The organism is Streptomyces clavifer, from assembly GCF_036345975.1.
Lineage (GTDB): Bacteria > Actinomycetota > Actinomycetes > Streptomycetales > Streptomycetaceae > Streptomyces > Streptomyces clavifer.
In genome coordinates this window covers 368,244-389,918 of the sequence record NZ_CP107794.1, presented here as the reverse complement: position 1 = coordinate 389,918, position 21,675 = coordinate 368,244, and the positions used below count along the sequence as shown (strand labels likewise).

The following is a 21,675-nucleotide window of genomic DNA, read 5'->3' as shown; positions in this document are numbered from 1 at the left end:
CATTCACGAGCGCAGTTCCTGCCGTTCGGGGAGCCGGGGCGCAGTCGAGTTGCCCTCGCGCGGTGGTGCGTCGACTCCGGTGGTGGATTCGTCCGCGACGAGAACGTTGATCTCGTCGGCGAAGTCGGGCCCCGGCAGCGGGAGGTCTACGTCCGGTTCGTCAGTGACGTAGCCGACGGCAACGGCAGTTGGCACGTAGTGCATCAGCGCGTCGACGATCTCAGTTCGTGGACGGCTGGTCCTGCGCAGGAGGTGCCTGAAGACGCGAAGGACGGTTGAGGTGCTGGTGTCGAGGTTCCTGATCGTCTCCGGGGTGGTCAGGGAGTGCTGAATCCGCTTAGTCGTCGTTTTTCCGGGCCCTCTGTCGCCCGGGTGGTGGCCGGCTTCCGGGGCGGCATCGACCTCTGTCTGTTGGTGCCACCAGGCGGCTACCTCGCTCTCCCCCAGGGACAGGTGGTGCAGGTAGAGGCAGTAGGAGGCGGCTCTGTCCCCGGCCCCAGCGGCGTACTGCCACCAGGAGCGGGCCCCGTCGTCGGCGTCTGCGAGCTGGAGAATGCAGCCAAGCACACGGGCCCCGTCCGGTTCCGGAACCTGTTCGGTAAGGAACTCGCGCAGCGCCGTAGCCGGCGCACTGGAGACGAGCGCCTCGCACAGGGCCTGGAGGTCGCGATCAGCGACGGCACTGGCCCGGTCCTCCTCCTCTCTGCGAGCGGGATGAGTTCCAGATACGGTGCCGGCTGCTGGGGCAGTCCGGACGGTGAGCGGCATCTGCGGAACGATGTCGCGCGGGGTTCGTGGCTCGTCGATGAGCCGTGCTCGGGAGAGGAGTTCATCGATCGGGGTCACGTGGGGTTCCCTTCAGAATCTTGCTCGGTACACAGGGCGGTTTCCAGGGTGTGCTTGGCATGCCGCTCGTCGGAGCGCACGGACGCGATCGGAACGCCGAGCACGTCGGCTACCTCGGACGGTTCCATGCCGCGCAGATGCCGGAGCACCATCACGTCCAGTTGGTGATCGGGTAGCCAGCTCATCGTGGCGAAGAGGGCGACGCTCTCTTCGATCTGTGCAAACTTTTCGTCGCTGGTCGTCGCGGCACGCAGCGCGATGGTGTCGAAGGCTGCGTCGGAGAGTTCGGGGCGGCCGTCGACATGCCGGGCGCGGGTCATGACCGTGCGGCGCAGAACCGGCCATGCATACTTCACGACGTCTGAGCTGGCCAGAGCGTCGTTCCAGCCCAGCCACAGGATGTCAAAGGTGTCCCGCACTGCTCGGACGGCCTGTTCGCGAGGGCTCAGGAAGACGGTGGCGTAGGCGAGGTAGGCGTCGGCCTGGAGCTCGGTGAAGGCGCCATGGTCCAGCGGGGGGTCTTCTGCCGACAAGACTTGTTTCTCCACACACCTCTCGATCCACTCCGGTTTCTTCCGCGCCTCACGGGCCGCCGATGTCCACAGGCGCCGCATCGGCCAGGTGGGTACGCCTAGCAGCGACAGCAGGCTGTGCGTGATCTCCCAACGCGGATACAGGCCCGTCCCCCGCAGCAGCTCGGAGATCTTCGATTTTGCCCAGCCCGTCTGTGCACTCATGTCGCTGATGGTCATGCCGCTGGCAAGGAAGCTGCTGCGCAGCGGCTCGAGCCATGCCCGGTGGGTGCTGCCGACGCTCTCAGCGATGGGTCCCAGTTTGCGGCCCGGTTTCCCGGAGGGGCCGCCTGTGGGCTGCTGAGGCGGTACGAAGTGTGGGGTCACCCGGCGTGCCCCTCGTCCCGGTTGGCGGCCGGCGGCTCGGCGCAGGTACGGCCTGAATCCGAGCGGGCGGTATGGACGATCTGTTGCACGACGAGCGCGAGCGACGGGACCAGCGTCGCCACTGCTGCGATGTGTCCGAGTGCGGCCATGACCGCGCTCCACGCCAGGACCGCCATCAGCGCGATGACGATAAGTACTTGTTCTCGGGGCATCGGAGCCCTTCCCTCTGTGTCCTTATGTGTTGTCCGGAACTCCCGGTGGCGGTGCCGAATCGCCGCTCGGAAGTTGGACCAGCATGAAGGGACACCAGTCGATCACGCCACGTGATCATGAATTCGCGGAACAATGGCACACCACTGAACGTCTCTCGTACGGCTGCGTATTGGCGTCTCACTCGCACTGGAGTCGCACATATTCGCCCACTGATGCTCTTTCAGGGCGAAGTTCCGGGATTCTCTTGCAATTGCGCGCTGAACATCCGCCAATGGAACAACGGCGCCCACAGCGTCGGACCTTCCCGTCCGGAAGGACGTGCCCCCGTGCCGAGACCCACCTGGGGACACACCACCGCTCTCGCGCGGCCGCCGAAAGGGGCCGGGCGAGAGCGGCTCGCACGCTGGGCGACCCCGCAGTCCTGCCGACCGGCCTCGGCCACAACGGAATCTCTGCGCCGCAGTGGGGCGTTGAGTTCCGCACAGGCCGCCCCGGGGTACCGCGGCCCTCACATCCGCACGGGCAGCCTGATCAGCGGTTTCCGCCACGTCGTGGGCAGAGGGGTGACCCCCTTACTCTTCGATTGGTCCTGGCCGCGAGGCCGCGTCCTGGCGGATACGACCGGGGTTGACCTCCGCAACCGAGGTCACGCCCAGGAGCTACATCACCACCCGCATCTCGGCGTGCAGGATCTCGATGGCGCGTTCCACGCCCTACTGCCCACACGGGCCAGTTCCGGGCAACTCCCCCTGGCCCCAGAAAGCACCCGGAAAGCAGAAGGCCGCCGCCGGCTGCACGCCGAGATCGGTGAGGGCCTGCGCGTACGTGTCCGGCGACCACCGGTTGCGCACACTGACCCGGGTCAACGCGAAGACGTCGGCCGCCCTGGCACTCCTCACACTCTGTGGGCGCTGTACCTACTCCGGCCCATCGCGATGAGCGCGACTACCTTCGGCGTGGTCCCTGGGATCGGAGCCCTGGGCGCCGCGGCCAGGACGCTGGCCACCCCGTCAATCGCGGCGCGGTACGGGCCCGGACCCATGATGCTCGCCGCGCTCGCGATCTCCCCGCTCACAACAGATCCCTCTGCCTCTCGCTTCTCCAGGCCTCGCCTGCCAGTTCGGCATCGGCGGTGCCTTGTTCCTTCAGCTTGCCTGTGCCTCGGTCGCCGGGACAACGCAGGTCCATTCGCCAGTTCGTCACTGCCGACAGCATGCAAGCCTGCACGCAGGCCGCGGGCAGCTGGCTCGCCTCCGGTGCGCGGCCGGTAGCCGCGCTCCTCGCCGACCGACTCGGCACCTGGTTCGGCGTGCGCCCACGGTGATCGTCGACACCTGCCTCCTCGTCATCTTCGGGAAGTGAGAGCTTCCAGTCCACGACCTTGAGGATCGTGGGGCGGTCGAGCCCCAGCTCACGCAGGGTTCGCACGAAGGCCAGGCGTGCGACGGCGTCGGTAGTCGACGTCAAGCTTGGTGCGGCGGTGTGGCCGGGACATCCCCGCCGGGGCCTGGCGGGTCGGACTCAGCCAGCGCAGTGCGGCCGGTTACGGCGCGGACTCCCGAACGGTCAGCCGGGTCGGCAGGATCAAAGGGCTGAAGTCCTGCCAGTTGATCGCGCTGACAAGTATCCGTGCCCTCTTGTGCCCCAGCGCCCTGACCGGCTGACGCACGGTGGTCAGCTGCGGGTTGGCGTGCCGAGCCCCGGCCAGTTCGTCGTAACCGATCACCGAGGGGCTGCTTGAACGGCTGGCGTGATCTCTGTGTGATCAACGACGCGACTCGGGTCCTCTTGCGTCATCGAGTGCCGGCTGCTGACAGGGCAGAGCGCTCCATCTGGCCGAAGGCTTCTTCTCATGGCCGACTTGAAGGCTCCCGCCAGGGCCCCTGATTGGACGCAGTTGGTAGCGCTTCCAGTTTTTGGTTGATTCGTGTCACCTCGACGTGAAGGGAGAGTTGCGCGGGGTCCCTTGACAGTCTGAATCGCTGCCCACACGATACCGGTCACGCCCTCACAAGGCGGGACTCTGGTGGGAGCGCTCCCAAGTCAACGGTCTGGGTGTGCATCCCACCCAAGCCCGGGGTTGCCCGGGACGTCGCACTACCGCACTTCCTCCGCGCCGCACGCTCTAGACGAGAGCCGGCCTGCGGAGCACCGGCGCTGGCTCCGGGCCGTCGACGCCGATCCCGTACCGGAGCTCGCCGCTCTTCACAGTCCTTGCCACCCCTTGGTCAGCGAGATCGCGGGTTCATCAGTTGCGGTGGTCATGGCGGCGTGGGCGGAGGTGCATGTCGGCGGTGTGGGGTGCGGTGATGGTGGTGTCGTCGGGGACGATACGGGCGGCGAGGGTGACGCCGCTGGCGATGCGGCAGCGGCGCCCCAGGGCGATGCCGGGGCCGAGGCTGATGGTGTTGCCGCTCTGGCAGTCGTCGCCGATGACCGCCCCGAACTCATCGAAAAGATGTCAGCATGAGCGGCGGCAATGCAATCCGGCGGTCAGGGGCGTTTTCCGGTTCCGGGAGAGCCGTCTGGCGTGCACTCCTGTGTGACCTGGTGACCTGGGTCGGACGCTCGTTGCTGGTGAGGGCACAAGAGTGCATTGCGCCCCCTCTCCAGCGACTTGTGATCATTCGGTCGTGGTACCGACCGATCACCGCCGGTGCTCCACGCCGCTGACGCTCGCTCAGGTCCGTACATTCGCCAAAGCCCTCTGTGCTCAGGGACGCTGTCGGCCCCGGCTCTGAGAGCAGTACCAGGCTCGGGTGGAGTCGTTTACTGGGGATGATCGGTGCGCGTACTTCTTCCAGCCGTTGTCCGGATCCTGAGGCAGTCCTTCCCGCCGTCAAGGCGGCTCGTCGCCCGCCCGGCTCCGCGAGTGGGCGCCGACAGGCATGAGCCGTGGTGGTCCTGAGCCTCTTGGCCGTGGCTGCATGTGCGGGCGCCGCTGCGGGCCTTTGGGGTGGTTGGTCGGCGGGGGGCGACGTGTCAAAGACCGAAGCTGCCCACGCGGAAATCTATATAGTCAGCCACTTCGACGCGGGAGGCACATCTGAAGCTGCTGTCACGCCGACGGGCCGGTAGACACCGGGGCGACTGTGATAGCCGGCCTTGGCCTGGCCGCGCGTCTGGCCCGCGCCGACTGGGTCCTGTCCGTTGCCTCGTACTGGGGCAGGTGGGATTTTCCTGTTGCGCTTCGGAAGGAGGGCCGGCGCTCTGGTTCATGCCGTACTGGCCTGCGGGGAGAAGCAGCCCGTGCGGACCGCCCGCCGACTCGTGCCGGAACTGGTGGGTGAGCAGGGTGTACTGCGCGTAGAGGCCACAGGGTCGGCATGAACGGGGGTTGAAAGCGGTGGACTGCGCCGAAAGTAATCTGCCGCAGGCGGAATCGCTGACGGTGCCTCTGGTGTTCTTGATGCTGGTGTTCGCGTTCCGCTCAGTTGTGGCGGCTGCTGCTGGTGGTGGCCGTGCGTCTTTGGTGATCACCCTGGCGCTGCTGCGGGCGCTCACCTCGATGGTTGGGCTGTCGACGTTCTCGCCGAACCTGACGACGGCACTGGGATTCGGGCTGGTGGTCAACCAGGTCAGCTTCGTGTTTTCTTCTCGTTCGGGAACTCGGTCATCAGCAGGTGCTGGATCGTGCCGGCGAGCGCGAGCACGAGGCTGGCCGAGTCGGCGTCGACGGGCAGCCGGCCGACTCTCTGTTCTGCTTGCAGGTGCTGGATCTTGGTGCGGCGGCTCACTGCACGTCCTTCGCGGCGCGGTTCCAGGCGGTGTCACGCAGCAGGCGGAGGCCGTTGAGGCCGACGATGACGGTCGAGCCCTCGTGGCCGAGAACTCCGAGCGGAAGAGGCAGGTGGCCCACCAGATCCCAGATGACCAGGCCGGAGATGAACACACCGGCGATCACCAGGTTCTGCACCACCAGGCGGCGGGCCGCTCGCGAAAGGGCAATGACCTGGGGAACGGTCGCGAGGTCGTCGCGGACGATGACGGCGTCGGCGGTCTCCAGGGCGAGGTCGGATCCGGCGCGGCCCATGGCAATGCCTGTGTGGGCGGCGGCCAGGGCGGGAGCGTCGTTGACACCGTCGCCGATGACCAGCACCTTGCGCCCTCGCGCCTCCAGGCGCCGTACGGCCTCGACCTTGTCCTGGGGCAGGAGGCCGGCGTGGACCTCGTCGCCGGTGATGCCGACCTCGGCGGCCAGGCGAGCGGCGGCACGGGGGTTGTCTCCGGTCACCAGCATCGGAATGCTGCCGGTCAGCGTGGTCAGGGCGGCGACGGTCGCTGCGGCGTCGGGACGCAGCCGGTCGGCGATCCCCAGCACGCCGACCGGAGCACCGTCACGCAGGACCAGGACGGCCGTGCGCCCGCCGTCCTCCAGCTCGGCCGCCAGCTCGGCAGCACGGGCCGAGAGGGAGTCGTCGTTGCCGTCGAGGAGGTGGGCCGGTGCGCCGACCGCGATCGTGTGGCCGTCGACGGTGGCGGTGACACCGACGCCGGGGGTGGAGGCGAAGTTCCGCATGCCTGCGATGGCCAGGCCGCGGGTGCGGGCGGCGTCGACGACGGCGCGGGCCAGGGGGTGTTCGCTGGGGTGCTCGGCGGCGGCAGCGAGCGCCAGCAGGGTGTCCTCGTCCAGTCCGGGGCCTTCCAGGTACAGGGGGCGGATGTCGGCGACGCGGGGGGTGCCCTCGGTGAGAGTGCCGGTCTTGTCGAGCGCGACCGCGTCGACCTGCCCGAGGCGCTCCATGACGACGGCGGACTTCACCAGGACGCCATGGCGCCCCGCGTTGGCGATCGCCGACAGCAGCGGCGGCATCGTCGCCAAGACCACCGCGCACGGCGAAGCCACGATCATGAAGGTCATCGCCCGCAGCAGCGAGCCGGTGAGGTCCGCGCCGAACGCGAGCGGGATCAGGAAGACGGCCAGGGTCGCGAAAACCATGCCGAGGCTGTACCGCTGCTCGACCTTCTCGATGAACAGCTGGGTAGGCGCCTTGGTTTCGGAGGCTTCCTCTACCATGGCCACGATCCGGGCGATCACCGAGTCGGAGGCATCCCGCTCGACCTTGATCCGCAGGGCGCCGGTCCCGTTCAGGGTGCCGGCGAAGACCTCGTCACCGGTCTCCTTCGCGACCGGCAGCGGCTCCCCGGTGATGGTGGCCTGATCGACCTCACTGGCTCCGTCCAGCACCCGGCCGTCCGCGCCGACCCGCTCGCCGGGCCGGACCAGGATGGTGTCGCCGACCACCAGGTCCTCGGTCGGGACGCTCTCCTCGATCCCGTCATCGGCCAGCCGGGACGCGGTGGTGGGGGCGAGGTCGAGCAGCCCGCGGACCGCGTCCTGGGTGCGGGCCGTGGCCAGGGCTTCCAGGGCGCCGGACGTAGCGAAGATGACGATCAGCAGCGCGCCGTCCATCACCTGCCCGATCGATGCCGCGCCGATCGCGGCCACGATCATCAGCAGATCGACATCCAACGTCTTTTCCCGCAGCGCCGCCAGCCCGGCCCAGGCCGGCTCCCAGCCGCCGGTGAGGTAGGCAGCGGCATAGAGAAGTCCCCACATCCAGGCGGGAGCGCCGGCCAGCTGGAGCGGCAACGCGATCAGGAACAGCACCAGCGCTGCAGCGGCCCACCGCGCCTCGGCCAGGGCGAACACCCGGGTACGGCGCTTCGGCGCCATACCCGGGACGGCCGGTGCAGCCCGTTCGGGCCGCTGGTTCAGTTCAGAAGGCATGACGAAGGAACCCCTCCAGGACGGAAGCGCAGCGACACGACCACCATACAGGAACACATGAACAGGTCTTCATGTATAGAAGGTAGAATGGATGTCATGGGTCACGGAGCCGACGACAAGAACCACGCCACCTCTCGCGAGCGCCTGGACGCAGCTGGGGCCACCGACGTAGCCGCCACCCTCCAGGCCCTGGCCACGCCTTCGCGGCTGTACATCCTGGCCCGCCTCCAGGAAGGGCCCTGCGCGGTCGGCGACCTCGCCGAAGCCGTGGACATGGAAGCCTCCGCCTGCTCCCACCAGCTCCGCCTGCTGCGCAACCTTGGGCTCGTCACCGGTGAGCGCCGGGGCCGTTCCATCGTCTACGCCCTCCACGACAATCATGTCGCGGAGCTTTTGGAGCAGGCCCTCTTCCACGTCGAGCACCTGCGGCTCGGACTGCGCGACACTCCCGCCGCCGAACGGACGCAGGCCCCGGCCCGTCGGTAGACCCTGAAGGCCCAGCCATCGCAGCGGCCGACGACACCGTCTCCGAGTAGACCATCGAGGAGCTGACGACCCAGCTCGTCGACGCCTACGGCCAGGTGGATGGACTGGTGAACAACGCCGGCAACGCCTTCTCCAAGCCGCTTGAGCACACGGTCGAGGGCTGCGACAAGCTGATGCACATCAACACTCCGTTGTGCTGGTCACCCCCCAGCGTGTTGCCCCGGAGACGGTGAAGACCGGGGCGGATCCGTCGTCAACGTGTTCTCGATCGGCGCCCTGACACCTCTCCCAACACCGGCATCGACTTCGCACCGAAGGCCGCCACCTCGAACTCACCCGCTCCTTCGCGATGGAGTACGCGCCCCACAATCTTCGAACCAACACCCTGTGTCCGAGGCTCATCCACGCGCCGACAACGGCCCAGCACCAGATGGGTTTCCCCACACCCACCTGATCCACGAGCACCTCACACCGGCCGAAGGGGACGCGGGCGCCCAGAAATTGCCTGCGCATGGGCGCGGGACCCAGATCCCGTTCCTGAAAACGATTATCATCATGTTACGGTCGTCGCACGCTCAACCATTGACCCGCCCTTTACCCGGAGTGACCCGTGCGCGTGCCGTCCCGCCCCCTGCTCCTCCCCGCGGTCCTCGCCGCCTCCGCCCTGCTCACCGGCTGTTTCGCGTCCACGGAGGCCACCGGCACCGGCGCAGGTGAGCGCCTCCGCGTCGCGATGATGCAGCCGCCACGCTCGGGCCTTTCCCCGCTCTCCGACGACGCGTTCAAGCTGTCCCGTTGGTCCACGGCGGAGACGCTCGTGAGACTGAACGCGGACGGCGACGCCGAGCCCGCGCTGGCCACCGGGTGGAAGCAGTCCGGCCGGAGCTGGACCTTCACCCTCCGCAAGGACGTCACTTTTCACGACGGCACCGAGCTGACCGCCGAGGCCGTCGTCCGCTCCCTCGTCAAGGCAACGGATGCCTCCCCCAAGCCCCGCATTCTCGACGGCGTCGAGCTGACCGTGAAGGAAGGGGACCCCGGCACCGTGATCGTCAAGACCGCCGAGGAGGACCCCTTGGTCCCGCAGCGGCTCAGCTCCCCTCAGCTATCGATTCTCGCGGCGAAGGCATATAAGGGGAGGACGGTGAATCCGGTCGGCGCCGGCACCGGCCCCTTCGAGCTGACCAAGGTTAGCGGCACCTCTTCCGCCGCCCTCGACCGCTACGACGACTACTGGGGTGGCACGGCCAAGGCTCCCGGCATCGACGTGACGTTCGTGCCCGACGGCACCGCCCGCGCCGCCGCCCTACGCAGCGGCGAGGCCGACATCGTCGAGGCGGTCCCCGTCTCACAGGCCGCACTGCTGGACAAGGACCTGATCACCGAGGTCCCGATGCCGCGCACCAACACGCTGTACCTCAACACGGAGAAGGGCGCCTTCAAGGACCCGGCGCTGCGGGCGGCGGCCCGGGAGACGATCGACGCCGAATCGATCGTGAAGGGCGTGTACGAGGGGCGGGCCGACGTGGCCGAGGGGCTGCTCGGGCCCGCGCTGCCGTGGGCGGCCGACCTGCGCGAGCCGGCGCGCGGTGCGAAGTCGGGTGATCCGGCGGGCAAGAGCATCACCATCGGTACGTTCACCGACCGGGCGGAACTGCCCGAGGTGGCCGCCGCCCTGCAGCAGCAGCTGCAGAAGGCGGGGTTCCGGGTGAAGCTGGAGGTCCGCGAGTACGCCAATATCGAGTCCGATGCCCTGGCGGGCGCGTTCGACGCTTTCATCCTCTCCCGGGCCACCGTCCTCGATTCCGGCGACCCGGCCGCGTACCTGTACAGCGACTTCGCCTCCGACGGTTCGTTCAACATCTCCCAGCTCGCCGATCCGGCCGTGGACAAGGCCCTGAGCAAGGCGGGCGCGACGCCGACAGGTGACGCCCGCCGCCGAGCCGTCGTCGATGCCGAGGCCGCCGTACTCGCCACCGACGCGGCCGTGCCGATGCTCCACGAGCGCGTGATCCAGGGCGACGCCGCCGACGTGGTCGGCGCGGCCCACGACCCGCGCGAGCGGGAACTGGTCACGCTAGACACCCACGTCAAGTGAGGCCGACCGCAGCGGGGGTGACCCGCGCCGTCGCCCTCGCCGCCGCACTGGCCGCCGTCGGCCTGCTGCCCTGGCTCTCCGGCCGGGACCCGGCCCTGACCGTGCTGCGCGCGCGGTCCGCCGAACAGGAGCCGACCGAGGAGGCCCTGTCCGCGATCCGCCAGGACCTCGGCCTGGACGCGGGCCCGCTCTCCCTGCTGGGCGACTGGGCCACCGGGCTCCTGGGCGGCGACTTCGGCACCTCCTGGGTGTCGGGTACGGACATCCTCCCGTCCGTCGTCTCCGGACTCCAGGTGTCGCTGGGCCTGATGGCCACCGCTCTGACCATGGCCCTGCTGCTGGCTGTGGCGCTGGTGGCACCCGTACTGGTGCGGGGGCGGGGGTCGGCAGGAGCGTTCGCCGCGATGGCCGCCGCCGTGCCGGAGTTCCTCCTGGCCACCGTGGCGTTGCTGGTGTGCGGAGTGTGGATGGGGTGGCTGCCGACGTCCGGGTGGCAGGGTCCGGAGTACCTGGTCCTGCCCGCCCTCGCGCTCGGCGTCCCTGCGGGCGGCCTGCTCGGGCGGCTCGTCGCGGACGCGCTGCCCGCCGTACTGGCCGAACGATGGGTGGAGCTGTGGCGGGGAGCGGGAGTGAGCCGGACCCGTGTCGCCCTCGCCGCGCTGCGTCGCGTACTGCCGCCGCTGGTACCGCAGTTCGGGATGGTCGCTGTCGGCCTGACGGGCGGCGCGGTCGCCGTGGAGACCGTCTTCGCGGTGCCCGGCATCGGACGTACCGCGCTGGGCGCGGCCAAGTCCCAGGATCTGCCGCTGCTCCAGGGGGCCGTCCTCGCCCTGCTCGCACTGGGCCTGATCACCGGAGCGCTGGCCGCCCTCGTGCGACGCCGGCTGCTGGGTCCCGCCCTGCGTGACGCCGGGCTCTCGCTGCCACCGGCCCGCCCTGTCCGGGCACACCCGGCGATTCCGGCCGCCCTCGGCACTCTCCTGCTGGCCGCGATCGGCTGGGGCCTGTTCCGCGACCCGTACGCGGTCGACACCACGGCTCGGCTGGCCCCGCCCTCGTGGTCGAACCCGATGGGTACCGACGGGCTGGGTCGCGACGTGCTGGCCCGGCTCGGTCACGGGGCCGCCTCCACGGTCGGCACGGCGGTGGCCGTGTGCCTGCTGAGCCTGGTGGTCGCCCTGGCACTCGGCTTCGTGCCCGGCATTGCGTCGGGCGCTGCGGACATCGCCAACGCGCTGCCGCCGGTGATCGTCGGCATCCTGGTCGCGGCGGCCGCCGGCCCCGGCACCGGCGGAGCGGCCCTGGCGGTCGCGCTGATCTCCTGGCCGCCCCTGGCCGCGCATGCGGCGGCGCTGGTACAGGAGGTCCGGGCGTCGGCGTTCCTGACCGCCCAACGCGCCATAGGCGCACCGCCGCTGTGGATTCTCACCCGGCACGTCCTGCCGTCCGTCGCCGCCCCGGTCGCCCGCCATGCCCTGCTGCGGCTGCCCGGCATCGCCCTCGCCCTGGCATCCCTGGGGTTCCTCGGCCTCGGCGCCCAGCCGCCCGCCCCCGAGTGGGGTCTTCTCCTCGACGAGTCCCGCGCCTACGTGGAACGCGCCCCTTGGGCGGCCCTCGCGCCTGCCGCCGCACTGGCCCTGCTGGCGGGACTGGCCGTGTCGGGCGCGGCATACGCGCAAGGCCGGGGAGACCGGCGCACGACCGGCCGCACTGTACGGAAGGAGACCGCCCATGCCGTCTGAAGCACTACTGTCGGTCCGTGACCTGCGGATCTCGTTCGGCCAGGTCGAGGCGGTGCGCGGACTGACCTTCGACGTACTCCCGCACGAGGTGTTCGCCATCGTCGGGGAGTCGGGGGCGGGCAAGTCCCTCACCGCCCGGGCACTGCTCGGCATGGTGCCGCGCGGCGCGACCGTCGGCGGCAGCGTGCGCCTGCGGGACAACGCCGACCTCGCCGCCGAACGCGGGCGCCGGATCACCCTCGTCCCCCAGGACGCCCTGTCCGCCCTCTCCCCCGTCCACCCGGTCGGCGACCAGCTCGCCGCCGCCGTACGGTCGGTACGGCACCTGTCCCGCAGACAGGCGCACGCCCGGGCCGTGGCGGCACTGGACCGGGTCGGCATCCCGGACGCCGCGCGCCGGGCACGGGCCTACCCCCATGAGTACTCGGGCGGAATGCGACAGCGCGCGGTGATCGCCATGGCAACGGTCAACGAGCCCGACGTCGTCGTCGCCGATGAACCGACCACAGCACTGGACGAGGAGCGCCGCGAGCAGGTCCTGCGGGTGCTCGCCGAGCAGCGCGAAGCGGTCGGCGCCGCACTGGTCCTCATCACCCACGACCTGGACGTCGTACGGGCCCACGCGGACCGGGTGCTGGTGATGTACGCGGGGCGGGCGGCCGAACTCGGCCCGGTACGGCAGGTACTCGGCCGTCCACGCGCCCCGTACACGGCTGGCCTGCTGGCCTCGCTCCCGCAGGACGGCCCCCGTCGCCGCCGGCTGCCGGTGCTCCGCGGCACCCCGCCCGCGCCCGACGCCCTCGGGCCGGGCTGCGCCTTCGCGCCGCGCTGCCCGCTGGCGACGGACCCGTGCCACGACCGCGAACCCGCCCTCCAGGCCGTGGACGACCGCTTGGTCGCCTGCCACCATGCCGCCGACGTGCCCGACCCTCTACGGAAGTTCGTATGAGCTATCCCCTGCTGGACGTCCGCGACCTCGTCGTCCGCTACGGCCCGGTCACCGCCGTGGACCACGTCACGTTCACACTGGACGCCGGTGAGACCCTCGCTCTCAACGGCCCCTCCGGGTGCGGCAAGTCCTCCACCGCCCTCACGGTGCTCCAGCTACGCCGGCCCGACGCCGGGACCGTCCGGTTCCAGGGGCGGGAGCTGACGTCTATGACGGAACGCGAACTGCGTCCGCTGCGCCCACGCATGCAACCGGTCTTCCAGGACCCCTACGGCTCCCTCAGCCCCCGCCACCGCATCCGCGACGCAGTGTCCGAGCCACTGAAGGTGCACGGCAGATGGAACCCGGCCCACGGACACGCCCGCGTGGCCGAGCTGCTCGACCGGGTTGGCCTCGACCCCTCGTGCGGGGACCGGCGACCGCACGAACTCTCCGGCGGCCAGTGCCAGCGTGCAGGAATCGCCCGCGCCCTCGCCTCCGATCCGCAGCTGCTCGTCCTCGACGAACCTGTGTCGGCACTCGACGCCTCCGTGCGGGCCGGCGTGCTGAACCTGCTCGCTGACCTCCAGGACGAACTGGGCCTCGGCTACCTGTTCATCTGCCACGACCGGCCAGTCGTACGGCACTTCGCAGACCGGGTGATCGAGATGCGGGACGGGCGCACCGTCCACCCATGAGGATCGCGTTGAGGCTCATGGGTGGGCAGCGGCGGCGACGAGCAAATCGTTGCCATCTGCTCACACTCCACCGGGCTTCGCGAAACGCAGCCGGGTCCGTCCGTGCGCCAACAGGGGACGGCGCTCGAACGGCAGCTCTCCGTATCGGCTTGCCTGCTGCAACGCAACCATCGCAAGAGTCCGCAGCTCTTCGTAATTGAATTCTCGCGCCGGCCCGCCCACGGTCCCTTCACCATGCGGCAGTCCCTGAACTATGGCGAGGTCATCGCGCTGCACTCTTCACCGGGATCCTCATCACCACGCTGGTGGCCTGGAATGTGATCCATAGCCCCTTGTCGCCCCCGGTTACGCCAGCTATGCCCCACCACCATCGTGACCTCGACCGGTCACGCCTGCCGCACAAGCGTGCCTCGAGTCGGTTTACGGCCCGCGCTTCACAGAAGACCCGCGGGATGTGTGCTGCCTCACCTCAGCCGTCGCACTACCCGACAGTCAGGCCGGGATGTGAACGAGGCAGCGGTTGAGCGCACTTTCGGAGCGTCCGGACAGTTCCTCCCAAGTGCCTTCCTCGGTGACCCGTCCGGCGTCAAGGACCGCGATGCGGTCACACCGGCGGATGGTGGCGCGGCGATGGGTGATGACAACGGTCGTGCGCCCCTCCTGATGCAGCGCCGTGGCGAGTTCGGCGTCACTGGTGTTGTCCAGGCGGGCGGTGGACTCGTCCAGTATCAGGACTCTCGGCTGTGTCAGGAGCGCGGGGGCGAGGGCGATGCGGGCTCGCTGGCCTCCGGAGAGGGTGGCGCCGCGCCCTCCGACCAGGGTGTCCATCGGGGCGATTCGGTCGACGCCGCACAGACGTGCCGTTTCGGCGAGGAGGTCGTCGTCGGCGTCGGCGCGGTGAGGCGAAGGTTGTCGGCGAGGGTGCCGTGGAAGAGAGGTGTCTCCTGTCCCACCAGCGCGGCGGACCGGCGAAGTTCGGCATCATCCACCTCGCTTACGTCGATGGGGGCCCCGTCCGCGGGTATCAGCTGTACCGCTCCGGCGGCTGGGTCCCGGAAGCGCGCCAGGATATGGGCGCACGTCGACTTCCCGGCGCCCGAAGCGCCGACCAGGGCGAGCGTCTGCCCGGCTGGAACGGTCGGGTCGACGCCGTCCAGCACGGGACCGCCGCCGTAGTCGAATCTCACCCCCTGCAGCCGGACGCCCAGGGGGCCGGCCCGGGGGAAGAGAGCGGGGCGAGAGCGGCGGCGGAGCGAGGGCTGGATCCTTGACCGCAGTGCCCACGCGGGAGGCGGCAGCACGCAGGGACACGGCCTGGCTCAGGGACCGGGCCGACTCCGCGACAGGGCCGAGGACGGCGAGGGCGAGGGCCATCGCTGCCGGCGCCCACGCCCTGTGCAGCCGCCCCGAGGTCACGGACTGCGCCACCGCGGTTACCACACCGAGGACGGCCACCACGATGAGAAGGTCACGGACCGAGGCGGCCAGGGCCTCCCGGGTGGCTTCGACGCGTTGGGCGTCGCCCACCCGCCGTCCGCGTTCCGCCAGTCGGCTTCGTCGGTCGTCGAGGGCGCCGAAGGCGAGCAGTTCACGCAGTCCGTCGACAGTCTCGACGGCGTCGGCCGACAGCTCGGCGCCGGCCTGCCGGGTGCGGGCACCACGCCTCGCGCGCCCACGTGCCTCGGCGAAGGGGGTTTCGGTGAGCAGCGCTGCGATCGGCAGCACGGCAGCCAGCAGCCACGGCTCCACCGTAGCGAGGACCGCCGTGCGGCGGTGAAGACCGTTCCCGAAGCAAGGAGCTGCCGCGTCCGGCCACCAGTTCCAGTCCGGCGCACACGACGGCCAAAGCCGACAGTGCTACGAAACGCCACCTCACCGTGCTTCCTCCGTACCAGTCGTCTCGCCGGGCAGTGGCACAGTGCCGCGGGCGCCGGGCTCCTCCTGGCTGTCGTTCCCCCGCCCTCCGGCATGAGGTGCCTCGACGTCCGGACGAGGGGTGTCGGTACGCGGTCCAGGCACCAGCGTGCGCACCGCCCCCGCACCGGTTCGACTGCCCTCGGTCATCCGGTCGCGGCGCCGGGAACGCATCAGGGCGATCCCCGCGGGCACTCCCAGCAAGGCCGTCCAGGCACCGGCCGGCGTCTCCACCGGCGCCAGTGCCAGACGCGCCGGGACGTCGGCGACCGCCACGACCACGGCACCCCACACGGCGGACCAGGGAAGCCAACGCACCGCACCTGCACGAGGGTTGAACCATCGCGCCAGGTGCGGGGCGAGAAACCCCACCCATGCGACGGGTCCGCATACGGCCGTCACGGGTGCGATCAGCACGACGGCGAGGCCAGCGCGGCCAGCCGCGCCCGCCGGGCACGCACACCCAGCGCCTCGGCATCCTCGTCGCCCAGACGCATGACCAAGAGCACAGGCGACAGGCGCACAGAGCACGAGGGCGGGAGCCGCGACGAGCAGCCACGGCCACAGCCCCGTGACGTCCTCCCAGGTCCGGGCGGAGAGAGAACCCAACAGATACCGGTAGATGAGCTGAAGGTCCAACTGATCCGCCATGACCATCAGGACGAGCAGCGCGGCCTGCAACGCGGCGGCCACCGCGGCGCCGGTCAGCAGCACTGCGGACGGGCTACGCCCCAGCCCGTCGGCACGACCGGCCTGGGCAAGAACATCGAGCCTTGGTCGGACCTGTTGACAGTCGTCGACCTCGCGACCGGAGAGGCCGCACGGGTACGCACACGCGCCGGGGAACCGGGGGTGACGGTCCTTGGCGGTGGTGACCCGCTCGTCGTCCTGCGGCACCGGCAACCCGGCGCGCTGGCCGCACACCGGTTCGCGGATCTCCTCGCGGCTCGGCCCGGCTGCCCCACCGTCACGCCTGACATGGTCCTGCCACTGCCTGACGACGGCCACGGTGACGCCCAGGACCCCGACTCAGGCCGCGTGTTCGCCGCCACGAGCGAGGGAGTACATCCAGCACGCAGGATGGCTGACGGATTGGCGGCCGAGGCGGTGATTCCGTGGGAGTCACCAGCCCGAGGCTGGTACCTGCGCCTCGACACTCACCGACGGGCATTGTGGAGCACGCTACGCGGCGGCCACCCGGAGCCGTTGCGGTGGCCGGACTGGACGAACCAGGCGTGGCGCCACGACTTGGTGACGGGGCGCACGCACCTCACGGACCTCGGCCCGGGCCTGGTCTTCCGGCTGGCCCTCGCCCGTGATCACACGGTCTTCACCCACATCCATCCCGACGGTGACGAACTGGTTCTCCTGTGCGCCGACGAAACCCTGCGCCGCGTCCCCCTCCCCGCCATGGACGGTGCGCCGTCTCGCGGCGGCACTCCCTGGGAAGGCGTCCAACGCCGAGCGGTGGCCGCCTCGCCCGGCTCCGACTGGGTCGCCGTCACACGGGGCGGCCACGGCGAGGTGCACATCTTCGACGCCGGACGGATCACGAGGCGACCCGCCTGAAGACGAGTACACCCCTGCAACATGGAGGCCACGCGATGTTGCATAGCTGGAACGACGGCACCGACGGCGACCCCGTGAGGCGTTGAAGGGGCACTCAAGGTGGCGCACCCCTGTCAGCGCACGGACCACGCTTCACCAGCCGCGGGAGACAGCGGGAGCAGTGTCACCCGCACTACCGGCGCCACGTGCCGCCGTGCCGGCGCCGGACACCCAGCACAGAGTGCAAGGGGAGCAACCACTCCCGCCCGCACGGCTGAAAGACCCCCGGTTCCGGCCGTCCACCCTTTCGCCCATGGTGCAACGGGAACAGTGTGCGCAAGGAGCAACCTCAACCGCGAGAGGACGCCGGAGGGGGCGACCGCAAGTCGGCGAGGAGTACGCCGCCCTCGGGAGGAATCACCGACGGAGAAACAGCGTCATACCAACCGAGCCATTTGATATTGACTATCATTTTCATATAGCGTTCGTTGCCTACGCCGACCCAGGAGGTCTCCATGGCAGTCCCGAAGCGGAAGATGTCCCGCAGCAACACCCGTCACCGCCGCGCCCAGTGGAAGGCCACGACGCCTCAGCTCGTGCCGGTCACCGTCGACGGCTCCGTCTACCAGGTGCCGCAGCGGCTGGTGAAGGCATACGAGCGCGGCCTCCTGCACCCCGAGGACTGATCCTTCATGGCGCAGGACCTGCTGCCCGTCACTGTGCTCTCCGGCTTTCTGGGAGCCGGCAAGACCACACTGCTCAACCATGTCCTCGGCAACCGTGAGGGCCTGCGAGTCGCAGTGATCGTCAACGACATGAGCGAAATCAACATCGATGCGGCGCTGGTGCGCGGAGGTGAGGCAGCACTCTCACGCACCGAGGAACGCCTGGTCGAGATGACCAACGGATGCATCTGCTGCACCCTCCGCGACGATCTCCTCGAGGAAGTGGACCGGCTCGCCCGTGAAGGGCGCTACGACTACCTGCTGATCGAGTCCAGCGGCATCTCGAAACCGATGCCGGTGGCCGCCACCTTCTCCTTCCCCCGCGACGACGGGGCGACGCTGGGCGACCTAGCCCGGCTCGACACCATGGTCACAGTGGTCGACGCGGCCAACTTCCTGCCGGAACTGGCTGGAGGTGACGGCCTTGCCGAGCGTGGACTCGACCAGTACGAGGATGACGAGCGCACGGTCAGCGACCTGCTCATGGACCAGATCGAGTTTGCCGACGTCATCGTGCTCAACAAGCTCGACCTTGCGGACGGACGAGAGCGTGAGCAGCTCAACGCCGCGCTCACCCGCCTCAACCCTGCGGCCCGGATCGTGCCCGTCAGCCGTGGGCGCGTCGAACTGTCCGAGGTCCTCGGTACCGGCCTCTTCGACCTGGAACGGGCCCAGCAGGCTCCCGGATGGGTGCGGGAGCTGAACGGGGACCATATGCCGGAGACTGAGGAGTACGGAATCTCCAGCATGGTCTTCCGTTCGGACCGCCCCTTCCATCCCGACCGCTTGTGGACGTTCGTCACCGACGGGCTCGACAGCGGCCGGTACGGACGGGTTCTGCGCTCCAAGGGCTTCTTCTGGCTGTCCAGTCGGCCGAATGTAACCGGTCTCTGGTCGCAGGCAGGCTCCGTGGCCCGCTTCGAGCCGTCCGGCGCACGTGACTCCATGACCACGCAGGGTCAGGAACTGGTCTTCATCGGTACGGATCTGCGCGCGGAGACACTCCACGAAGCGTTGTCCGCATGCCTGATGTCCGAGGGTGAGGCGCGGCCCGCGGCCGACCACTTCCCCGAATGGGACACGTACGGCATCGACGACTCGCGTGAGCACGAGCACCCGGACGCCTTGGCAGCGCACCCCTGAACTCCGGGCCGGGCGGTGGTCGCAGCCACGGCATCGTCTGGTCCGGCCCATACCGCATACAAGTGGGCCCCGTCGACCATGACATCGGTCGACGGGGTCCATTTGCGCCTGACTGCAGGACTCCCCTCCATCAGTGAGCCGTCACCCGAGCAACGGGTCGGGCACCGCCGCCCCCGCATCCCTGCCCTGCCCTGCGCCGGCTCACGACCGGTCAGCAAAACCTCGTCGAGTGCCAGTCGGGTGGCTGCTCATCGAGATCCACTCCGGTGAGGACGGGACGATCTCGTTGCGCCGCTCCCCGTAACAGTCGTGCCAGAACCACGACGCGAGGGTGCGTCTCTGAGGTGTGGCGGCCTGCCAAGCGCGCGTTTCCTCCGGCTCCAGCCACCTGCCCGCCTCTCGCAGGTCCAGGTGTGCGCCTGCGGAGCGCCAGGTGACCACGGAATCGGGACGGCTGGAAAGCCACAGATGGCCTCGGCTGCGTGTGACTCCCCTCATGACCTTGGCGAGGGCGTCGGCCAGGCGTTGCGGGTGGACGGGACGGCGGGCGCGCCACCGCACAGACTCGACGGAGGGCTCGAGGTGGGTGGATCCGCGCCGGATGCCGGGGATCACCATGGAATCCAGGCGCACCAGCCACTGTTCACCGAAGTCGGCCGACAGCGGGTACGCATAAGGTGCTTCTCGTCGGCGGACGGGTCGAAAAGCAGAGCGGTACCGTTGATCTGCTCGACCAGGGACGCCACACCTGATGCGTACCCGCTGTCGGCGTCCTTCGCGCGGGCACGTAGAGCACATCGGCGGACTCGACCTGCCGTGCAGCAGCCTCGGCCTGCGTGAGCGGAGCCGTGCGGTCCCAGCCGTTCCACAGGCGAACGGCCTGGTGTACGCAACCGATGTCAGCCATGAACGGCGCCGGGTCGACACCCACCAGGACCGGCGCCGCGCGTAGTGGTCCCCGAGGGAGGTCGCACCGCTTCGGGTTCGCCACAACTCCACGAGAAAGGCCAGGATGTCCAGGTTTTCGGGGAGAGCGAGAATGACATGGTCGCTTCCTGCGGTCCGGCGGAGCGACAGCAGGTCCTGCCGGAGGATCACGGCCGGGCTCCCCGTGGCAGCCTTGGGAGCGATCGTCTCGGTACACGGATCGCCTCCGGAGAGGAAGCGCTGGACCGAGGGACGTTCTTCACGCGTCCATGGACTGACACCGCCAGGGTGACTGCGTCCGTTGACAGCCGCACGAGTCCGTCAACGGCTCTCCCTCGTACGGCCGGCGTGTTGCCCGTGACAACACTGAGCAGCCCCTTGGACAGGTGGGTTCCCATTCAAGTGAGGTGGCGCGACGACGGGGCGATGCCCCTTGGAAGGGTGGCGCTATCAGGGCCGGGCAGGCCTACATAAGCCCTTCTCAGCCCGCATCGCCTAACGCACAACCGGGGCAGGTGCCCGTCGCGGCGACAGCGTGCCGCACGTCCTCGAACCCGTGACGAGGCCCGAGCTGCGCGACCCAGTCCTCCAGCACCTGGCAGAAGAACGCGACGCCGGCTCCGCAGACCCGGCACGTCAAGTGGTGCTCATGGACCGGAGGTAGGTACCGGTACGCCTTCGCCCCGCTGCGCGTGTATACCGCTTCGAGCCTCCCTTCCGCGTCTGCGGCAGCCAGCGCCCGGTACACCGTGGTGAGGCCGATACGGATTCCCTGCTGCGTCATCGACGCGTGAAGGCTCTGAGCACGTACAAACCCTCCGTTCCTTCGGAGGGCGTCCAGTACTTCAGGCCGTCGATCTGCTGCGTGGCGACGTCTGGGTCGATCGGGAACGGCAGCCGACGAATCGCTGGCCATCGTCGCCTCCTTACGTGCAAGTAGGTGCAGTTGCTGGTCAATCAGCCTTCGGAGTCGACCCACGTACGGGCCGTCTCAAAAGGAGGGCCGGCACCAGGAAGGAGAAGCCCAGCACCGGCCGCGGCAAACGCCTGGGGGCCCGGCATACCGCCTGGCGCTCCTTCAGGCCAGTTGGCCCGACCCCGCCGTCGGTGGATCTGGGGCATCCGCCGTCGGCGGTGCGGTCGGGCCCGCCGCCATGTCGGCTTCCGCCCCTCACATTATCCGAGATGGTAATCATTTCCAATTAGTTCGACGAGCGCCTGGCGCAGGCCGAGATAGTCGCCGTCGACATGGACCCGCTGCTGCTGGCACTGGCCCGCGCCCGTCATCCGGACGCCGCACGGTACGTCGAAGCGGTGATCGGCGAGGAGGGCTGGACGAGCGCCCTCGCACTTCAGGGGCCGATCGACGCGGTCGTGTCCGCCACCGCGCTTCACTACCTCCCCGAAGGCATACTGCGGAGCACCTACGCCGAGCTGAGGACCCTCCTGCGGCCCGGCGGGATACTGATCAACGCGGACCACCTGTCGCAGGGCGGGGCCGGGTTCGCAGAGATCGCAGAGTTCGTAGGCGTCCGCCGGGTCGAACGCCGTCATGCCTTCGACCACGAGGACTGGGAGACATGGTGGTCCGCCATCAAAAACGAGCCCGAGCTGACGGGGCTGCGCGCCGAGCGCCGCAAGCCAGGCCTCGTCCACGCCGACTGCGCCGTCACGCTCGGTCGGTACATCGAGTTGCTGGCCGAAGCGGGCTTCGGTCATGCCACTCCTGTCTGGCAGGTGGGCAACAGCTACGTCCTCGTCGCCATCCGGCAGTAGG

General features: G+C 69.5%; 18 protein-coding genes and 3 pseudogenes. 10 read left to right on the top strand and 11 right to left on the bottom strand.

From position 1 onward, the window contains the following. Positions 1–3 precede the first annotated feature (3 nt). The 5 genes and pseudogenes from OG927_RS35420 to OG927_RS35400 form a co-directional block, all read right to left on the bottom strand. Positions 4–846, bottom strand: coding sequence for a hypothetical protein (locus OG927_RS35420; RefSeq protein WP_330321588.1), 843 nt, complete (start codon positions 844–846; stop codon positions 4–6). Further along, positions 843–1,598 carry a sigma-70 family RNA polymerase sigma factor gene (locus OG927_RS35415; protein ID WP_330321587.1) on the bottom strand — a complete coding sequence of 252 codons (756 nt, stop codon included), beginning with the start codon at positions 1,596–1,598 and terminating at the stop codon, positions 843–845. The genes OG927_RS35420 and OG927_RS35415 overlap by 4 nt, the downstream gene beginning before the upstream one ends. A gap of 143 nt (positions 1,599–1,741) precedes the next feature. Then, entirely contained in the window at positions 1,742–1,957 is a 216-nt protein-coding gene (locus tag OG927_RS35410) for a hypothetical protein (protein WP_330321586.1), read from the bottom strand. Between the two features lie 1,351 nt (positions 1,958–3,308). Beyond that, a pseudogene (locus OG927_RS35405) lies at positions 3,309–3,410 on the bottom strand (MerR family transcriptional regulator); the annotation flags it as partial. Positions 3,411–3,501: 91 nt separating this feature from the next. After that, positions 3,502–3,684 carry a substrate-binding domain-containing protein gene (locus OG927_RS35400; RefSeq protein ID WP_330321585.1) on the bottom strand — a complete coding sequence of 61 codons (183 nt, stop codon included), beginning with the start codon at positions 3,682–3,684 and terminating at the stop codon, positions 3,502–3,504. A 498-nt stretch (positions 3,685–4,182) separates the two neighbouring features. On the opposite strand from OG927_RS35400, the gene OG927_RS35395 reads away from it, so the two are divergent. Beyond that, positions 4,183–4,428: a hypothetical protein gene (locus OG927_RS35395; RefSeq protein WP_330321584.1), complete on the top strand. Its 246-nt coding sequence runs from the start codon at positions 4,183–4,185 to the stop codon at positions 4,426–4,428. Between the two features lie 1,108 nt (positions 4,429–5,536). Here OG927_RS35395 and OG927_RS35390 read toward each other — a convergent pair. Both OG927_RS35390 and OG927_RS35385 read right to left on the bottom strand, forming a co-directional pair. Further along, a complete protein-coding gene (locus OG927_RS35390; protein ID WP_330321583.1) occupies positions 5,537–5,695 on the bottom strand; it encodes a hypothetical protein in 159 nt (52 codons plus the stop codon). Further along, positions 5,692–7,689: a heavy metal translocating P-type ATPase gene (locus tag OG927_RS35385; RefSeq protein ID WP_330321582.1), complete on the bottom strand. Its 1,998-nt coding sequence runs from the start codon at positions 7,687–7,689 to the stop codon at positions 5,692–5,694. Before OG927_RS35385 ends, OG927_RS35390 begins: the two co-directional genes overlap by 4 nt. A gap of 96 nt (positions 7,690–7,785) precedes the next feature. Between OG927_RS35385 and OG927_RS35380 the strand changes: the two genes are divergently transcribed. From OG927_RS35380 to OG927_RS35360, 5 genes are all read left to right on the top strand, one after another. Continuing rightward, positions 7,786–8,175 (top strand): ArsR/SmtB family transcription factor, encoded by a 390-nt coding sequence (locus tag OG927_RS35380; RefSeq protein ID WP_330321581.1) that lies wholly within the window; start codon positions 7,786–7,788, stop codon positions 8,173–8,175. Positions 8,176–8,785: 610 nt separating this feature from the next. Then, on the top strand, positions 8,786–10,273 hold the full coding sequence (locus OG927_RS35375) for an ABC transporter substrate-binding protein (RefSeq protein WP_330321580.1): 1,488 nt from the start codon (positions 8,786–8,788) through the stop codon (positions 10,271–10,273). Continuing rightward, complete coding sequence (locus OG927_RS35370; protein WP_330321579.1) at positions 10,270–12,015, top strand: ABC transporter permease subunit; 1,746 nt, start codon at positions 10,270–10,272, stop codon at positions 12,013–12,015. Before OG927_RS35375 ends, OG927_RS35370 begins: the two co-directional genes overlap by 4 nt. Then, positions 12,005–12,964, top strand: coding sequence for an ABC transporter ATP-binding protein (locus OG927_RS35365; protein WP_330321578.1), 960 nt, complete (start codon positions 12,005–12,007; stop codon positions 12,962–12,964). Before OG927_RS35370 ends, OG927_RS35365 begins: the two co-directional genes overlap by 11 nt. Then, positions 12,961–13,641, top strand: a complete 681-nt coding sequence (locus tag OG927_RS35360; RefSeq protein WP_330321577.1) for a dipeptide/oligopeptide/nickel ABC transporter ATP-binding protein — start codon at positions 12,961–12,963, stop codon at positions 13,639–13,641. The genes OG927_RS35365 and OG927_RS35360 overlap by 4 nt, the downstream gene beginning before the upstream one ends. 492 nt (positions 13,642–14,133) lie before the next feature. Here the strand turns inward: OG927_RS35360 and OG927_RS35355 are convergent. Together OG927_RS35355 and OG927_RS35350 are read right to left on the bottom strand one after the other, a co-directional pair. Beyond that, positions 14,134–15,443, bottom strand: a pseudogene (locus OG927_RS35355) (ABC transporter ATP-binding protein); the annotation flags it as partial. 70 nt (positions 15,444–15,513) lie between these two features. Further along, entirely contained in the window at positions 15,514–16,248 is a 735-nt protein-coding gene (locus tag OG927_RS35350; protein WP_330321576.1) for an iron chelate uptake ABC transporter family permease subunit, read from the bottom strand. Between the two features lie 51 nt (positions 16,249–16,299). On the opposite strand from OG927_RS35350, the pseudogene OG927_RS35345 reads away from it, so the two are divergent. The 3 genes and pseudogenes from OG927_RS35345 to OG927_RS35335 form a co-directional block, all read left to right on the top strand. Continuing rightward, positions 16,300–17,210, top strand: a pseudogene (locus OG927_RS35345) (hypothetical protein); the annotation flags it as partial. Between the two features lie 408 nt (positions 17,211–17,618). Continuing rightward, complete coding sequence (rpmF, locus tag OG927_RS35340) at positions 17,619–17,789, top strand: 50S ribosomal protein L32 (RefSeq protein WP_033300568.1); 171 nt, start codon at positions 17,619–17,621, stop codon at positions 17,787–17,789. Between the two features lie 6 nt (positions 17,790–17,795). Continuing rightward, entirely contained in the window at positions 17,796–18,971 is a 1,176-nt protein-coding gene (locus OG927_RS35335; protein ID WP_330321575.1) for a GTP-binding protein, read from the top strand. A 201-nt stretch (positions 18,972–19,172) separates the two neighbouring features. Here the strand turns inward: OG927_RS35335 and OG927_RS35330 are convergent, their stop codons facing one another. Continuing rightward, positions 19,173–19,589 (bottom strand): CobW C-terminal domain-containing protein, encoded by a 417-nt coding sequence (locus OG927_RS35330; RefSeq protein WP_330321626.1) that lies wholly within the window; start codon positions 19,587–19,589, stop codon positions 19,173–19,175. Between the two features lie 790 nt (positions 19,590–20,379). Further along, positions 20,380–20,814: a Fur family transcriptional regulator gene (locus OG927_RS36150; RefSeq protein WP_209471548.1), complete on the bottom strand. Its 435-nt coding sequence runs from the start codon at positions 20,812–20,814 to the stop codon at positions 20,380–20,382. Between the two features lie 302 nt (positions 20,815–21,116). On the opposite strand from OG927_RS36150, the gene OG927_RS35325 reads away from it, so the two are divergent. Further along, positions 21,117–21,674 carry a class I SAM-dependent methyltransferase gene (locus OG927_RS35325; protein ID WP_330321625.1) on the top strand — a complete coding sequence of 186 codons (558 nt, stop codon included), beginning with the start codon at positions 21,117–21,119 and terminating at the stop codon, positions 21,672–21,674. The last annotated feature ends 1 nt before the right edge of the window (position 21,675 follow it).

Coding starts and splice junctions, on each gene's coding strand:
- OG927_RS35415 (WP_330321587.1), bottom strand. CDS start 1,598: ATGACCATCAGCGACATGAGTGCACAGACGGGCTGGGCAAAATCGAAG.
- OG927_RS35410 (WP_330321586.1), bottom strand. CDS start 1,957: ATGCCCCGAGAACAAGTACTTATCGTCATCGCGCTGATGGCGGTCCTG.
- OG927_RS35385 (WP_330321582.1), bottom strand. CDS start 7,689: ATGCCTTCTGAACTGAACCAGCGGCCCGAACGGGCTGCACCGGCCGTC.
- OG927_RS35380 (WP_330321581.1), top strand. CDS start 7,786: ATGGGTCACGGAGCCGACGACAAGAACCACGCCACCTCTCGCGAGCGC.
- OG927_RS35365 (WP_330321578.1), top strand. CDS start 12,005: ATGCCGTCTGAAGCACTACTGTCGGTCCGTGACCTGCGGATCTCGTTC.
- OG927_RS35360 (WP_330321577.1), top strand. CDS start 12,961: ATGAGCTATCCCCTGCTGGACGTCCGCGACCTCGTCGTCCGCTACGGC.
- rpmF (WP_033300568.1), top strand. CDS start 17,619: ATGGCAGTCCCGAAGCGGAAGATGTCCCGCAGCAACACCCGTCACCGC.
- OG927_RS35335 (WP_330321575.1), top strand. CDS start 17,796: ATGGCGCAGGACCTGCTGCCCGTCACTGTGCTCTCCGGCTTTCTGGGA.
- OG927_RS35330 (WP_330321626.1), bottom strand. CDS start 19,589: ATGGTGATCCCCGGCATCCGGCGCGGATCCACCCACCTCGAGCCCTCC.
- OG927_RS36150 (WP_209471548.1), bottom strand. CDS start 20,814: ATGGCCAGCGATTCGTCGGCTGCCGTTCCCGATCGACCCAGACGTCGC.